The organism is Acidobacteriota bacterium, from assembly GCA_039028635.1.
Lineage (GTDB): Bacteria > Acidobacteriota > Thermoanaerobaculia > Multivoradales > JBCCEF01 > JBCCEF01.
Genome location: JBCCHV010000064.1, coordinates 23,068 through 38,005, shown reverse-complemented (window position 1 = coordinate 38,005; position 14,938 = coordinate 23,068). Strand labels below are relative to the sequence as shown.

General features: G+C 68.1%; 10 protein-coding genes. 7 read left to right on the top strand and 3 right to left on the bottom strand.

Annotated features, from left to right (window positions below; translation table 11 throughout):
* Positions 1-274 precede the first annotated feature (274 nt).
* Positions 275-1,567, top strand: a complete 1,293-nt coding sequence (locus AAF604_20970) for a M20/M25/M40 family metallo-hydrolase (protein MEM7052152.1) — start codon at positions 275-277, stop codon at positions 1,565-1,567.
* Between the two features lie 139 nt (positions 1,568-1,706).
* On the opposite strand, the gene AAF604_20965 is transcribed toward AAF604_20970, so the two are convergent.
* Entirely contained in the window at positions 1,707-2,087 is a 381-nt protein-coding gene (locus AAF604_20965) for a helix-turn-helix domain-containing protein (protein ID MEM7052151.1), read from the bottom strand.
* Between the two features lie 107 nt (positions 2,088-2,194).
* A complete protein-coding gene (locus tag AAF604_20960; GenBank protein ID MEM7052150.1) occupies positions 2,195-3,856 on the bottom strand; it encodes a 5'-nucleotidase C-terminal domain-containing protein in 1,662 nt (553 codons plus the stop codon).
* A gap of 250 nt (positions 3,857-4,106) precedes the next feature.
* Here AAF604_20960 and AAF604_20955 point away from each other — a divergent pair, with 250 nt between their 5' ends.
* The 5 genes from AAF604_20955 (at position 4,107) to AAF604_20935 (ending at position 11,819) form a co-directional block, all read left to right on the top strand.
* On the top strand, positions 4,107-4,811 hold the full coding sequence (locus AAF604_20955) for an outer membrane beta-barrel protein (GenBank protein ID MEM7052149.1): 705 nt from the start codon (positions 4,107-4,109) through the stop codon (positions 4,809-4,811).
* A gap of 101 nt (positions 4,812-4,912) precedes the next feature.
* Positions 4,913-7,489, top strand: a complete 2,577-nt coding sequence (locus tag AAF604_20950; GenBank protein MEM7052148.1) for a hypothetical protein — start codon at positions 4,913-4,915, stop codon at positions 7,487-7,489.
* 34 nt (positions 7,490-7,523) lie between these two features.
* Complete coding sequence (locus AAF604_20945; protein MEM7052147.1) at positions 7,524-8,240, top strand: DUF533 domain-containing protein; 717 nt, start codon at positions 7,524-7,526, stop codon at positions 8,238-8,240.
* A gap of 125 nt (positions 8,241-8,365) precedes the next feature.
* Positions 8,366-11,113 (top strand): pitrilysin family protein, encoded by a 2,748-nt coding sequence (locus AAF604_20940; protein MEM7052146.1) that lies wholly within the window; start codon positions 8,366-8,368, stop codon positions 11,111-11,113.
* Positions 11,114-11,123: 10 nt separating this feature from the next.
* Positions 11,124-11,819 carry an HAD family hydrolase gene (locus AAF604_20935; GenBank protein MEM7052145.1) on the top strand — a complete coding sequence of 232 codons (696 nt, stop codon included), beginning with the start codon at positions 11,124-11,126 and terminating at the stop codon, positions 11,817-11,819.
* Here the strand turns inward: AAF604_20935 and AAF604_20930 are convergent.
* The gene (locus AAF604_20930) at positions 11,813-12,592 is read right to left on the bottom strand and encodes a DUF547 domain-containing protein (GenBank protein MEM7052144.1); all 780 of its coding nucleotides are present in this window, start codon (positions 12,590-12,592) and stop codon (positions 11,813-11,815) included. The two genes, AAF604_20935 and AAF604_20930, sit on opposite strands and share 7 nt — an antisense overlap.
* A gap of 98 nt (positions 12,593-12,690) precedes the next feature.
* On the opposite strand from AAF604_20930, the gene AAF604_20925 reads away from it, so the two are divergent.
* The gene (locus tag AAF604_20925; protein MEM7052143.1) at positions 12,691-14,304 is read left to right on the top strand and encodes a radical SAM protein; all 1,614 of its coding nucleotides are present in this window, start codon (positions 12,691-12,693) and stop codon (positions 14,302-14,304) included.
* The last annotated feature ends 634 nt before the right edge of the window (positions 14,305-14,938 follow it).

Here is a 14,938-nt window from a genome sequence, read left to right as displayed (position 1 = left end):
TTTTGTAGCTTTTGCCTGCTTACCCGCGGTGTCCTTGGGCCTGGAGTTCAGCCGTGTGCTCTTCCGACCGGTCTCAGGGGGGCTCAAGGCGCCCGCCTCGCCCTTGAGGCTCGGGGTCTCGTGCAGGTCCCCGAGGAGTTTTTCAACGACCTGCTAGCAGCGCTGGAAAAGGAAGCGAAGCGAACTTTTTCAGCAGCCTGCTAGCGATCGGCGGGCCTTTGACATAATCGCCGCAGAGGGGCCACCTCGTTGCAGTCCTCTGTTGGAGATCGTCATGCTCCGAACTCGATTCCTCACCGCTCTCTTTGCCGGGACTCTGCTCCTGCTGCCCTTGCCGACCCTGGCCGCCGAGGCCGAGCCCGATCTGTGGGTCACCATGGGGCGCGATGCCTTCGATGCGCTGCGCGCCGAGGCCAGCCTGCAGCCGGCGCTGTCGGCGCAGCGCTTCGCCGAGCAGGACGGGGTGGTGGTCACTCGGCTGGTGTCGTCGGAGATTCCGCTCATCGCCGAGGCGATGCATGAGAAATTTCATCGTTGCGGCGGCTTCATGGCCCACGACTCCTACGCTGCCGCGGTGCAGGCCCTCGGCCGCGCCGATCGCGGGCGCCTCGGTCAACCCTTCGACTACCAGCTCGATCAGCAAGGCCTGGTCAACAAGCTTCAGAGCGAGCTCGAGGAGAGCCGCATCGTCGATACCATTCGCTCCCTTTCCCAGGACTTCGCCAATCGCTTCTACAGCCAGGAGTCGGGTGAGAATGCGTCGGTCTGGATTCGCAATCTGTGGGCCGGATATGCCAACAGCCGACCGGACGTCGAGGCGCGCTTGGTGAGCCACAGCGACTGGCGCCAGCCTTCCGTCGAGCTGACCATTCCCGGCGGCTCGAAGGCCGACGAGGTGGTGGTGCTCGGAGGACACCTCGATTCGGTGGTGTGGAGCGGTGGTCAGGGGCCCGGTTTCGCGGCTCCGGGAGCCGATGACAACGCCTCCGGCATCGCCTCCCTGAGTGAGGTCATCCGGGTCGCCCTCGCCAATGACTTCCGGCCCCAGCGGACGATCAAGTTCTTTGGCTATGCCGCCGAAGAGGTCGGATTACGGGGCTCTCAGGAGATTGCCAACTCCTACGAAGCGGCCGGCACCGAAGTCGTCGGCGCGCTCCAGCTCGACATGACCGCCTTCCAGGGCTCGGCCGAGGACATCGCGCTGCTCTCGGACTTCACCGATCCGACTCTGACCGCCTTCGTCGGTCAGCTCATCGACACCTACCAGCCGACCCTGGTGCGGACTTCGACGGCCTGTGGCTACGGCTGCTCGGACCACGCCGCCTGGCATGCGGCGGGATTCCCGGCGGTGATGTCGGCGGAGGCGCGTTTTCAGGACACCAATCCGCGCCTACACACCACCGGCGATACGCTCGCCAACCTCGGCAACTCGGCGGCCCACGCGATCAAGTTCGCCCGCCTCGGGATGGCCTTCATGGTCGAGCTCGGGATCGATGCCGGTGCCGAGATCTTCACGGACGGCTTCGAGGCCGGCAACCTGAGCGCCTGGTCCGAGAGCGTTCCCTAGGAGGCTGCTGAGAATCCTCTTCGGCTGCCTCCCGCGAGCACGAGGACTCGCCGGCGGAGTCCGTCATTGGGGGCGCCCTGCCAGGGGTGAGAGGCGAAAAATCACATTTCTCGCCTCGAGGGGGGCTGGAACAGACCTCCTAGGGCCGTGACTCGTACCCTGCCGCCGGCGGCGGTGGGGAGGGGGCGATCCGCTGGTCGTAGCTCTCCTGGGCCCGGCGGACGTCCGTCATGTGGCGGTGCCACCACTCGTACAGGCGGTCGAGGGTCGGCTCGAGGGTCGAGGCCAGCGGCGTCAGCGAGAACTCGAGGCGCTCCTCCTGGGGGTGTCGCTGCACCAGTCCGTCCCGTTCGAGGGCGCGGAGGTGCTGGACCAGGACCTCCCGCGACACGCCCCCCAGCTTGCGCCGGAGCCGGCTGAAGGTCAGGGACTCGAAGCGCAAGTACCACAGAATGTTGGGCTTCCAGGGTCGGGCGAGGAGCTCGAGGGCTTCACGGGTTGGCTGAGGGTGCTCTGGCATCGGTACTCCTATATTTTCAGATAGTATTAATATCATGAAATATTGAAGCCGATGTCGGCGAGAGGGCAAGTCGCTCGGTTTGGCAAGGCTCCGGCCGAGGGCCGCGGCTAAGATCCGTCGCCGGACACGGCCAAACAGGGGCTCGGTCGCCGTGGCGAGCAGATGCGGCCTTCGCGGGTCGGGGAAATCCCCGCCTCACCGGCTTTGGCGAGGCCGTAGAGCACCAAGTCGCGCAGGTCGACGCCGGAGGAGACGAGGTCGGCGCGGCGGAGCATGCGAAAACCGTCCTGGTCGCCGAGCTCCGGATTGATCAAGAAGTCGACCGTCGCGGCGTAGACGACGTCGGCGTCGGTGAGCGGACGCGGTCCGTCCGGGGCCAGCAGGGTGAGATCGTTGGCCGTCTCCGCCTGCGGATCGTGACGGAAGGCGAAACCGCCGATCTGTAGCCACCCGCGATTGCCAGACCCACTCTCGACGGAGCGCTCGACCACCTGCCGCAGGGTGGCGCCATCGATTCGCAGCAGGCGGAGCGGGGCCGGGTGGGCGAAGAGCTCTTCGACCTGGCGCCGATCGATCGGTCCGGCCGGGACGTCCTGATGCAGGCGCAGGCTGCCGGCGTTGACAAAGGCCACCAGCGGCGCGCCTGCCGGTACCGCCGACTGGAAGTAGTCGATCATCTGATCGGTGATCCAGTTGCCGAGATTGGTCTCGGCGCTGCGGATGGTCCTCCGCTCGGCGACGAGCTCGGTGGCGGTCTGGCCGACCACCTGGGCGAGGCATCCCTCGGCGCGACCCAGGCGCTGTTCGCAGTAGCGGCGGTCGACCCGCCGCTGCCAATCTTCGACCAGCGCCGCCACCTGCGGATCGGGCAGCGGTTCCTCCGGGCCCAGATCGAGGAAGCGATGCTCCACCAGCGGCGCGCCGTCCGGGCGAGGCTCGACGGTCACGAAGGCGACGCTGCGGGCGTCGGCACTGGCCTTCACAATCCAGCGGCCGCCTACTTCGACGGCGGTTTGTCGGTGATCATGGCCGCCGATCATCAGGTCCGGTCCGGCGTCGCCGAGGTGGGTGAGAAGGACTTCGTCGTCGGTGACGTCGAGGTGGGTGAGGGCGATCACCACATCGGCTCCGGCCCGGCGCAGGGTCTGGCAGGCGCTGGCGGCGGTGTCGTAGCGGTCGTAGAAGTCGAGCACCCAGGGCGGTCGAGTCCGCTCCGTGGTGAGACTGAACAAACCCACTTTCCAGGGACCGGTTTCGACCAGAGCGGTGCCGATCCGGCGATCCGAGGCCAAGAGCGGAATGCCGGCGTGCTCGTCGATCCAGAGATTGGTCGCCAGCCAGCGGAAGTCGGACTGCTCGAGGCGGCGGTCGAGCTCGGCGGCGTCCCTCAGCTCGAGCTCGCGAGGACCGAAGGTGACGAACAGGCGCCGGTCGAAGGCCTCGCCGTCGCCATCGAGGAGGTTGAGCACGTCCACCATCTGCTCACCGGCGAACAGCCGGCTGGCCAAGGACGGGCCGAGGAAGTTTCCGGCATGCAGCATCAGCAGGCCAGGATGCTCTTGCTCGAGCTCGGCGCGCAAGGTGCGCAGGCGCGCCAGGCCGCCCCGTTGGCCGGCATCGACGCCGGCGATGCGAGGCACGTCATGGAGGGCCAGCAGGGCGATCGGCGGCGGATCCGGCGCGACCGGTGCGGGCGGCGTGGAGACGCAGGCGGAGAGGACGAGCAGCGCGGCGAAGAGTCGAGCGAGGGGAGGATGCGGTCGCGACACCCGCCGATCATTTCAAAAATCGCTGTCCTCTGGTTGTAGGGGCGCCGTCCTCTGCGGCGGGCAGTGGCAGCGGTGACCGCCGAATAACCCGAGAGATTCCGGGGTTTTTCGCGGACCACCGGCCTGGCACCGCTGTTGCTTTGTTACGTCGGCGTAGCTTCGCCGACGGACCGGGCCCGCTCGGCCCCTCGGTGGAGCCGCGGAAGAACGCGATCACTTCGCAGCCGTTATCTTCAAAGGGGAATCTCACATGAGTCACTTTATCCATCGGTCGCTGTTGGTAGTGGCCGCCTTGGCTATCGCTCTACCGCTCGCCGCCCAGGGGCGGCACGCTTCCGACGACAACTCGTTCCGCGTCCGGGCAGGACTGTTCACCCCCGACGGCGAGTCGGCCTATTGGCAGGACAACGAGTCCTTCTTCGCTTCGTCAGCGGATGACTTCGAGGACGTCGTGATCGGGGCCGACTTCCGTTGGCATCTCGGGCCGCGCAGTGCCCTGCAGCTCTCGGTCGACGTCTACAGCGGCGAGGAAGACCTGGCCTACGCGGACTTCGTCGATTTCTTCGGTGATCCGATCGTCCACACCACCACCCTCGATGTGGCCTCCGTCACCGCCGCCTACGTGGTCGATCTGACGTCCCGCTCTTCGCCGGTGATTCCCTATGTCGGCGTCGGAGGCGGGGTGTACGACTGGACCCTCGAGGAGTCCGGTGACTTCATCGACTTCAACCTGGTCGAGCCGGAGGTCTTCACCGACACCTTCCAGGCCAGCGACACCACCCTCGGCTGGTATTTCCTGGCCGGTGTCGAGGTGCCCATCAGTGCCCAGATGTCGGTCTTCGCCGAGGGCCGATGGCAGGATGTCGACGAAGAGCTGGGAGACGACTTCGACGGCCTCGGCAGCCTCGACCTCTCGGGGCGCAACCTCTACGGCGGCTTCGCCTGGAGCTTTTGAGATCGAACGCTGTTCTTTCGAGGCACTGCCGCTGAAACTCTCTCCCGGGCGCTCGGTATAATGAGCGCCCTTTTGTTATCGCGTCGGGAGAGATCGTTCGGATGCAGCCCCTCGTGGAGATCTCGGAAAAATACTCACAGCGTCAGACCCTGGGGAAGCTCGGTGAGCTGACCCTGGTCGAGGCGGTCGATCGAGGCACCGAAGAGGTGGTGGTCCTCGAGATGCTGCCGGCGACCGACGATGAGCGCGCCGAGCGCTTCGTCGCCAAGGTCGAGGAGCTGGTGACCCTGCGGCATTCCTGTCTGCCGGCGATTCTCGGCGGCGGCGTCGCCCGCGACGGCCGGCTTTTCTTGGCTCGTGAATGGCTCGGCGGACGCGCCTTCGAGACCCTCGACGGCGAAGCACCGGCGCAGATCACTTCGTTGCTCTTGCAGGTGATCGGCGGTCTCGACCTCCTCGGCGAGCATCGCTTGGCCCACACGGCGCTTTCCGACGACACCCTGAAGGTGGTCCCGGATCTCGCCGGCGCCCGCTCCAAGATGACCGCCCTGGCGACCGGAGTCTGGCGCTCCGTTGCCGAGGAGAGTGACTTCGAGAGCCTGAGGCAAGAAGACGTGCGGGCCCTTGGCGGGGTCGCCGGACGTCTCTTCGGGGCCACCATTCGGCAAAACGGCTCCGCCACGCCGCGGGTGGAGCTACCGCTGGCGGTGAGCTTCGAGCTCGAGGATGCGGAGGCCCTGCGACAGCTCCTCGAGCGCTGCCTACAGGCCGGTCCGGAAACCCCGCCGATCAGCTACCCGGAGATCAGCGACACCCTTTTCCGCTGCCTTTGGGGCCGCGGTGCAGGAGCCGGCGACGGTGCCGGCCCGGCGGCCCGCCTGACCTTTTCGACGGAACCCCAAGACGAGTTTCTGCAGCACACGCCGACCGGCGAGGAAACGGCGGCGGGAACCCATGCGGTGGCCGAGATCACCAAGGTGGTGCTGCCCGACGACGACCAGATCTGGACGCCCCATCGCGACCCCGACGACACGGCGGCGGTGGACGAGGAGGAGAGCTCCACCCGTCCCGGTGTCGATACGGTGGAGCCGACCCGGCCGGGCCTCGATGGCGCCGAGGCGACCCGCGCCGCGGTCGGTGAAGACACCCGTCCGGGCCTCGCCGACGACCGCGAACGTCCCAGCGAGGGGCCTTCCCAGGTGCTGGTCGATCTCGGCGATGTCGACACCCTCGACGAGATGCTGGCGCCGGTGTCGTTCGTGCCCGGAGAGGAGCCGGCGGAGGAGCGCGAGCTGCCGCCCCTGCCCGATCCGCTGCCGCCGGTGGAGTTGACGACACAGCCCGTGCCGAGTCCGCCGCCGGCGACCGAGGAGGAGTCCCCGCCGCCGACGAAGGCCAGCCGCAAGGGGCTCTGGCTGGCTCTGGCGGCGCTGCTGGCGGTCACCCTGGCGGCCGGAGCGCTGTGGGTCGTGATCGCCTTCGTCAGCCGGCCGGCGCCGCCGGTGGTGGTCGAGGAGGCGCCGCCGCCACCGCCGCCACAGGTGTTGCCGGAGCCGGTCGAGGCGGCGCCCGTCGAGCCCCAGGACGAACGCCTCCTGGAGGTTCGGCGCCTGCTTTCGGAGGGTGAGGATGGCGCTGCCCGCGAGCTTCTCGGCGCATTCTCGGAAGACGATCTGGCGGCTCTCCCGGCGGCCGATTGCGAGCTCCACAACTTCCTCGGCGAGGTCTTGGTGCGCCTCGATCAGCAGCGCTACGCGACGGACCTCGAAGATGCCTTCCGCCAGGGAAGCTTGACCCGCTTGCGCAATGCGGTGGCCGCCGTCGAGCCCACCGAGCGCGACTTTCTAGAGCGTTACCCGGGAGCCGGGGAGGCCCTCGAGCGGGCCCGCCGAATCTCGGCCACCTACACGCGGGCACAGCGGGCGTCGCGCGATGGCGACTCGGAGGAGGTGCTGCGCACCACCGACACCCTGCGCGGCATCTTTCCCGCCTATGCCGGCACCGAGAGTCTGCGCGAGAGCGCCGCGGCGGCGATCGAAGACGAGGCCGACGTGTATTTCGACCAGGGGCGCTACGAGCAGGCCATCGCCCGCCTCGAGCTGCTGCGCGGTATGTGGTCCGACCGCGAAGGTCTGCGCCAGCGTCTCGAGCTGATCCGGAACCGCCAGCGGGCCGAGCGCGACCTCGAGTCGCTGCTCGACACGGCAGCCTTGGCAGCCGACGAAGGGCGCCCCGACGAGGGCCTGGCGCTGCTCTCAGGAGTGCAGGCGCCGCGTCCCTTGCGCGGGCGCTTGACCGAGCTGCGTCGCCGCTTGCGCAACAGCCTGGCGGAGCTCGACGCCCAGTCTCCGAGCCTCGAGCTCAGATCCGGCTCTGGTCCCGAGTTCGCCAAGGACGAGTCGGCCTTCTTGATCATCGCGGTGCGCGATGACTTCCGGGTCGAAGACGTGACGGTGTTCGCGCGGGTTGGCGAAGGGGCCTTTCAAACCTTGCCGTTCCGCAGGGACGGCGACGAGTACACCGTCGAGGTGACGCCGGATTTCCACGCCAACCAGACGGTCGAGTACTACGCCACGGCGCGCGACGTGTCCGGCAACGAAGGGACCTTGGGCAGTGCCGCCGAGCCCTTCGAGCTGAAGCGCAAACGTTGGTTCCACCGGCTGCGGCCGAACTCCTGATCACGGCGGGCGGGTCGAGGGGGAGAAAAAGAAGATGCGATTCGTCGAAGACATGCTGGCCGGAATGATCCGCGAGTCGACGGGCTTCAACAGCAAGCGGCTGCTGCGCAAGATCGGTGGCAAGCGCATTCTGATGATGGGCGGCGCCGCGGTGGCCGGCGCCTTGCTGCAGCAGAAGATGGATCCCTCGGCGGGCGCTGGGCCATCGACCGGGGCTCCCGGAGTGCCTCCGCCACCGCCGCCGTCCAGTCTTCCGCCAACGGTGCCGCCTCCTCCGGCACCGCCGACTTCGGCGCCGGCCCCTGCCCAGTCGCCAGCGGCTGTGCCGCCACCACCGCCGCCTCCTTCGGGACCGGCGACTTCGGCGCCGGCCGAAGCGCCCCTCGATCTGCCGCTGGAGATGGCCTATGCGACGGTGCGGACGATGGTCGCTGCCGCCCTTGCCGACGGCCACCTGGCGCCGGAGGAGAAGACGGTTATCGAGCAGCGGCTGGCGGCCGGCGTGTTGACTGCGGAGCAGACCGCTCAGGTGCACCGCGATCTGGTGGTGCCGGCCTCGCCGGCGGAGCTGGCGGCGATGGTGGCGACCGATGGCGATCGCGAGATGCTCTTCGAGGTCGCTGTGCTGGTGCTGCGGGCGGACCAGGCGGTGCCCGAGTTCGAGCAGCGCTGGCTGCGCTCCCTCGGCGATGCCCTCGGTCTCGACCCGGCTCGCCAGAGCCAGCTTCAGGACGAGCTGTTCAGCGGCTAGTCGGCGGCGAACGGCATGGGCCGCCAGGCGGCCGCAACCCCTGCGGCCGCCATTCGTACCTCAAGCGTTAGCTGTCTGCCTCATCCCGGGCTCGGCCGAGCCCTTCGATCCAAGGAGCCTCCGCGATGCGATTTCCCTTCCCGCAGCTGATCCTCTCGTTGGTCGTCTTCGCCCTGGCCATGCCGGCCTTCGGCGAGGTGCCCACCATCGACATTCCCTACCAGAGCTTCGTGCTCGACAACGGGCTGACGGTGCTGGTGCACGAGGACCGCAAGGTGCCGATGGTGGCGGTCAATCTCTGGTACCACGTCGGTTCGAAGGACGAGCCGCCCGGTCGCAGCGGCTTCGCCCATCTCTTCGAGCATCTGATGTTCAATGGCTCCGAGAACTACCGCGGGGAGTACCTGACGGCCCTCGAGAGCGTCGGCGCAACGGACGTCAACGGCACCACCAACGAGGATCGCACCAACTACTTCCAGAACGTGCCGACCTCGGCCCTCGACGTCGTGATGTGGCTCGAGTCGGATCGCATGGGGCATCTCCTCGGGGCGATTTCCCAAGATGTTCTCGACGAGCAGCGCGGCGTGGTGCAGAACGAGAAGCGGCAGTTCGAGAATCAGCCTTATGGCCTGTCCTACGAGCTCATCACCAAGGCCTGCTTTCCGCCCGGCCACCCCTACTCCTGGACCATCATCGGCTCGATGGAGGACCTCGAGGCGGCCTCCCTCGACGATGTCAAGGACTGGTTCCGGCAGCGCTATGGTGCCTCCAACGCGGTGCTGGTGCTGGCCGGCGACATCGACGTCGCCACCGCCCGTCAAAAGGCCGAGGCCTTCTTCGGCGACATCCCGCCGGGGCCGCCCCTGGCTCGCCAGGAGGAGTGGATCGCCCGGCGAACCGGCAGCAAGCGCCAGGAGGCACAGGATCGCGTCGCCCAGTCGCGTCTCTACCGGGTGTGGAACATTCCCGGCTGGGGGAGCGCCGACGGCGACTACCTCGACCTGGTGAGCGAGCTGATGTCGCAGGGCAAGTCGTCGCGCCTCTACAAGCGTTTGATCTATGACGACCGTTCGGCGACGGAGGTCCAGGCCTACGTCGACCTGCGCGAGATCGCCGGCCTGTTCACGATCGAGGTGACGGTGGCTCCGGGGAAGGATCCGGCGGCCGTCGAGCAGGCCCTCGACGAGGAGCTCGAGCGCTTGCTGGTGGATGGACCGACGGAGGCGGAGGTCGAGCGGGCTCGCGTTCGCTGGCTGGCGCGCTTCGTGCGCGGGGCCGAGCGCATCGGTGGCTTTGGCGGCAAGTCCGACATCCTGGCCCAGTGCCAGGTCTACCGCGGCGATGCGGCCTGCTACCGCGAGACCCTCGAGCGGGTCGCCGAGGCTGGGCCGGAGGACCTCCACGGTGCCTTCCGGCGCTGGCTCGACGACGGCGACTACAACCTCCTGGTCAACCCCTTCCGGGAAGGCAAGGCGGCGGAGCAGGGGGTCGATCGCAGCGCCCTGCCGACGCCCGGGGCGGCCTCCGAGCCGAGCTTTCCGGAGATCGAGCGGATGACCCTGAAGAACGGCCTCGAGGTGGTCTTCGCGCAGCGCAGCGCGGTGCCGGTGGTCAATCTGACCTTGATGCTCGATGCCGGAGCGGCGGCCGATGAAGCGGCGGCGGCGGGGACCTCCCGCTTGGCCATGAGCATGCTCGACGAGGGCGCCGGCGAGCTCGATTCGATCGCCATCAGCGACCGCGTCGCCGAGCTCGGCGCCACCCTGGCGACTTTCTCCGATCTCGACACCGGCTATGTCCAGATGTCGGCGCTGGCCTCGAACCTGGCGCCCTCCCTCGAGCTTTTCGCCTCGGTGGTGCTCGATCCGACCTTTCCGGAGGACGAGCTCAACCGCCTGAAGGAGCTCCAAAAGGCCACCATCGAGCGCGAGAAGACACAGCCCTTCTCGATGGCCCTGAGGGTGTTTCCGCGGCTTCTCTACGGTGAGCAGCACGCCTACGGCAAGCCCCTTTCGGGCACCGGCACGGTGGCTTCCACGGAGGCGGTTGAGCGGCAGGACCTGGTGCAGTTCCACCGCACCTGGTTCAAGCCCGGCAGCGCCACTCTGGTGGTGGTGGGGGACACTCGCCTCGAGGCTCTCCGCCCGCTCCTCGACAAAGCCTTCGGCCGCTGGCCCGCCGGCGAGGCGCCGAGCAAGGAGATCGCCCGGGTCGAGCGGCCGCCGCGCGAGGCGATCTACCTGATCGACCGTCCCGGCGCCATCCAGTCGGTGATTCTCGGCGGTCAGGTGGGGCCGCCGAAGGCCAACCCCGACGAGGTCGCGATCGAGATCGTCAACAGCGTCTTGGGCGGCGATTTCAGCTCTCGCCTCAACCTCAACCTGCGCGAGGACAAGAACTGGTCCTACGGCGCCTTCTCCTTCTTCCTCGATGCCCGCGGCCAGCGGCCCTTCATCGCGGCGGCGCCGGTGCAGTCGGACAAGACCGCCGAGTCGCTGCAGGAAGCCCGCGCCGAGCTCGCCGACCTGGTGGGCGAACGGCCGGTGTCGGCGGACGAGATGTCGCGCGTGCAGACCAACCGCACCTTGCAGCTGCCGGGCACCTGGGAGACCTCCGGCGAGGTTTCCCAGGCGCTCCAGGAGATGGTGCGCTTCGGGCTGGCGCCGGACTACTGGCAACGCTACCCGGAGGCGGTGCGGTCGGCGGAGCTGGAGGGCGTCCAGCGGGTGGCTCGCCAGGTGATCCAGCCACATCGCATGGTGTGGGTGGTGGTGGGCGATCGCTCGGCCATCGAGCAGCCCTTGCGGGATCTCGGCATTGCCGAGATCGAGCTCATCGACGTCGATGGGCGACCGGTGGCGACGGCTCCTTGACGTCGTCGCCTTGACCGCGTCCCCCCGGCTGGCGGTCTTCGACCTCGACGGCACCTTGACGGATACCAACGAGGTCGATGGCTCCTGCTTCGCGGCGGCCTTTCAACAGCTCTTCGGGCAGCCCCTCGACGAGGATTGGGGGCGCTATCCCCACACCACCGACGCGGCGATCCTCGACACCGCCCTGGCCCGCCTGCCCGCGGGGGCCGACGACGGCGAGGGCGTGGAGCGCCATCGGGATCGCTTCGTGGAGTTGCTCGCAGCGGCCCCGGCGGAGTGCTTCCGAGCGATTCGCGGCGCTCGCGATTTTCTGCTCCGGCTGCGTCGAGAAGGCTGGGCTTTGGCGATCGCGACCGGTGGCTGGGGGCGCTCGGCGCGGCTCAAGCTCGAGCGCGCCGGGCTCGCCGATCTCGAGCTGCCGCTGGCTTCGGCGGACGATGGCGTCGCCCGCCGGGAGATCGTCGAAGCGGCGCGCCGGCGTTGCGGTCACCCTCCCGCGACGGTGCTGTTCGGAGATGGCCCCTGGGATGTGTCGACGGCTGGCGAGCTCGAGCTGCCGGTGATCGCGATCGCCTCCGGCCAGCGTGCCCGCCGGCTGCTCGCGGCGGGAGCCACGGCGGCCTTTGCTGACTATCGGCGCCCAGAGGAGATGCTGCGGGCGATGCATCGAGTCATCGCCCGACCAGCTCCGCGAATCTCCTACTGAGAGTTGAGGCCCTTGTCGTAGGGCAGGTAGCTGACGCTGGCGCCGGCCGGGATCGGGCCGGCGTCGCCACGGTAGCGGTTGAGATAGCCAACGATATTCGGCTTGGCGACGCCACGCGACTTTTCCTCGTCGAGGAAGTCGTCCTCAAACCAGTTGAAGATCTTCGAGATCGCGACCTTGTTGTTGCCGGCGTCGAGGCGGACGTGATTCTCGGAGGTCGCGAACTCGGTCATGGCGGCGTCGAGCTGGGCGTCCAGGGTGTCCCCCAGGAAGGGCTCCTGAGGTAGCCGCGGGCAGCCGGCGGAGGCGCAGTTGAGGGCGGCGTGGATGCGCGGATCGGCGAAGCCTTCACGGATAGTGACGTCCTCGAGCTTCTTGAGGTTGGTCTCCTTGCCCCCGATCACGATGTCCATGCCGACGAAGAAACCGTAGCCGGTGCCGAGGAACCCCCAAACGCTTTTGCTGGTGCCGTTGGCGAGCACCCCCTGGAAGACCTGCGCGTTGTAGGCGTTGAGGTAGTAAGCCAGTTGGTGGTCTCGGCTCGTAAACATCTGCGGGTGGGACGCCGGGCTGTAGCTTTCGACCTGCATGATGTAGCGATCGAGGTCGCGGCGGTTCTTGGCCAGGCCGGCGTAGTCCACGAAACCCCGGTCGTCGACATATTGCGCCAGCACCCGGGCCCACAGGTCATGGGAGAATTCGTCGGCGAGGGCGCGCGGGGCCGCGGTTGTGCCCACCATCAGAACAGCGATCAACAAAAGGGGAGCTTTCATCTTTTTGACCCTCCAGGCCGGAAAACCCGACCGAATCATCTATCTCGTCATGCAATACGCGTTCCGATCCTCGCTGGATTACTCCGGAGCGAGCCGCGATGGGTCTCTGGCGTAACTTCCTCGAGCCGATTCCGGCGGAAAAGAAGCAACTCCTCGAGGAGCGCTGGCGGGAGCTTGCGCCGGAGCTGCGCAGCGTCGCCCAGGGCTTCGGCCAGCAGTGCACCGGATGCGGTGCCCTCATCGGAGCCTTCCCGCGTTGCGATTTCGACTGCAAGGGCTGCTATCTGGGGTCTCGAGCCAACGCCGCCAAGCCCTTCGACGAAGCTGAGATCGATCGCCAACTGGCGCATTTGCGCCGCCACCTCGGGCCCAAGGGCAACCTCCAGATCACCGACGGCGAGGTGACGCTGATGGCGCCGAAGCGCCTCGTCGCCTTGCTGCGAAGGGCTCGCGAGCTCGGCATGATCCCGATGCTGATGACCCATGGCGACAGCTTCCGGCGCCGGCCTGAGCTGCTGCCGAGGCTGGTCTCCGAGGGAGGCTTGACGGAGGTTTCGATCCACGTCGACAGCAGCCAGAAGGGGCGGCGTGGGTTCCCGATCGGCGACTTCGCCGTCGGCGACGAGGCGGCCCTCCATCCGCTGCGCGACGAGTTCGCCGCCATGATCCGCCAGGTGCGCCGCCGCACCGGGGTGCGCCTGCGTGCCGCCACCACCGTCACCGTCAGTCGCGACAACCTCGACGGCGTCGGCGACGTGGTGGCCTGGTGCTTGGCCAATCGCGATGCCTTCGGCATTTTGTCCTTTCAGCCCTTGGCGCAGGTCGGACGCACCTTGAGTCACCTCGAAGGCATCACCCACGACGAGCTGTGGAGCCGCATCGGCGCGGTTCTCGAGCCGCACGGTTTTTCAACCGCGCAGCGCGGGGCAGTGCGCTTCGGCCATCTCGATTGCACCCGCACCGAGCCGATGGTGGCCTATCAACGTCGTGGCGAGGGGCCACGCCTGTTCTCCATGCTGCGGCCCGGCGATCCCGCCGACGAGGCCATCGTGCAGCAGTTCCTCGGCCGCGGCTTCGGTGGCGTGGTGTTTCGCGACGATCGTCCGCTGGATCGTCTCGGCCGCGCCCTCGGCCTGTTTCGTCAGGCGCCCGGTTGGTTTCTCGGACCCTTCCGCCGCTGGCTGGTCGGTCGTCTCCATCAGCTCGGCACCGGACCGGCGCGGCTGATGCGGGATCTCGCTCTGGGGGCGGTGCGCATCGACAGTTTCGCGGTCGCCTCCCACTCCTTCATGAGTGCCGCCGAGCTCGACACCGAGACCGGTCGGGAGCGCCTGGCGGCGTGTGTTTTCCGGGTGCCCGTCGGCGACCGCATGGTGTCGATGTGCGAGGTCAACGCCCGCGGCCTGCGGCAACAGCTCTACGATCTCGGCACCAGCTCAGGATTCGCGGCCTTCGAGCCACAGGATCAGGCGGTCGCGGCGGCGTTCGAACCACCAGGCGAGCAGCGGCGTGAGCAGGCAAGCGAGCAGGAACAGGCCGGCGATGGTGGCGAGCTCGAGGCCCAGATAGTCGCGCGAGAGACGGCTGAAATCCATCCAGTGACCGCCGCCCTTGGCGTCGGCGTAGGCCTGCCGAGCGGCGGCATCGGTGGCCAGGCTCCAGGCGAAGCGACCGGCGCGGGTGAGCACGAAGGCGCCGCAAAAAGCATATAGGGGGCGCTCCACCTCGGCGAGACGGCATCCTCGGCCGCTCGCCGCACGGCCGAGGAAGACGGCGGCCAGCAGGAGCTCCATGCCGTGGCCCATGGCGACCATCAGGATCTCGTGCAGGGGGGTGACGACGGCGAGCAGCCAAAGCCCCGCCAAGGCCGCCAGCACCGCCAGGCGCCGGGGATGATGGCGGCTCCAGACCAGGAGGGCTGTCCAGGTGGCGAGGAGCGTGACGAGCAGAGCCGTCGAACGTTCGCCGTGAAGCGACACCCCGCCGCCGTAGACGAAGTCGAAGGCCGGAATCGAAGGGTAGGCGAAGAGCCAGCCGGTGGCGCTGTGGCCGAGCTCGTGAATCAGCACCAGCAGGTAGCCGAAGAGCAGATCGGTGAGCGGGATCAGCAAGGCGACGACGGCCGCCAGGGTGCCGATGACGAGGGCGCGGCGACCGGCGGCATCGATTCCCCAGGGCTCGCGCACGGTGGCGACGACGGGAGTCGCCGACGAGGCGGGATGGGGCCGCGAGGGCGCCGCCAGCAGCTTGGCGAAGATCACGCCGCAGCCGGCGCACTCAACGGCCTGCGCGGGGCCCGGATGGCCGCATCGCGGGCACTCGACCAGGTTGTCGTCGGCAGTTGGC

Excerpts from the sequence above, each read along its gene's own strand:
- AAF604_20970 (MEM7052152.1), top strand. The coding sequence starts at position 275 with ATGCTCCGAACTCGATTCCTCACCGCTCTCTTTGCCGGGACTCTGCTC.
- AAF604_20965 (MEM7052151.1), bottom strand. The coding sequence starts at position 2,087 with ATGCCAGAGCACCCTCAGCCAACCCGTGAAGCCCTCGAGCTCCTCGCC.
- AAF604_20955 (MEM7052149.1), top strand. The coding sequence starts at position 4,107 with ATGAGTCACTTTATCCATCGGTCGCTGTTGGTAGTGGCCGCCTTGGCT.
- AAF604_20950 (MEM7052148.1), top strand. The coding sequence starts at position 4,913 with ATGCAGCCCCTCGTGGAGATCTCGGAAAAATACTCACAGCGTCAGACC.
- AAF604_20945 (MEM7052147.1), top strand. The coding sequence starts at position 7,524 with ATGCGATTCGTCGAAGACATGCTGGCCGGAATGATCCGCGAGTCGACG.
- AAF604_20940 (MEM7052146.1), top strand. The coding sequence starts at position 8,366 with ATGCGATTTCCCTTCCCGCAGCTGATCCTCTCGTTGGTCGTCTTCGCC.
- AAF604_20930 (MEM7052144.1), bottom strand. The coding sequence starts at position 12,592 with ATGAAAGCTCCCCTTTTGTTGATCGCTGTTCTGATGGTGGGCACAACC.
- AAF604_20925 (MEM7052143.1), top strand. The coding sequence starts at position 12,691 with ATGGGTCTCTGGCGTAACTTCCTCGAGCCGATTCCGGCGGAAAAGAAG.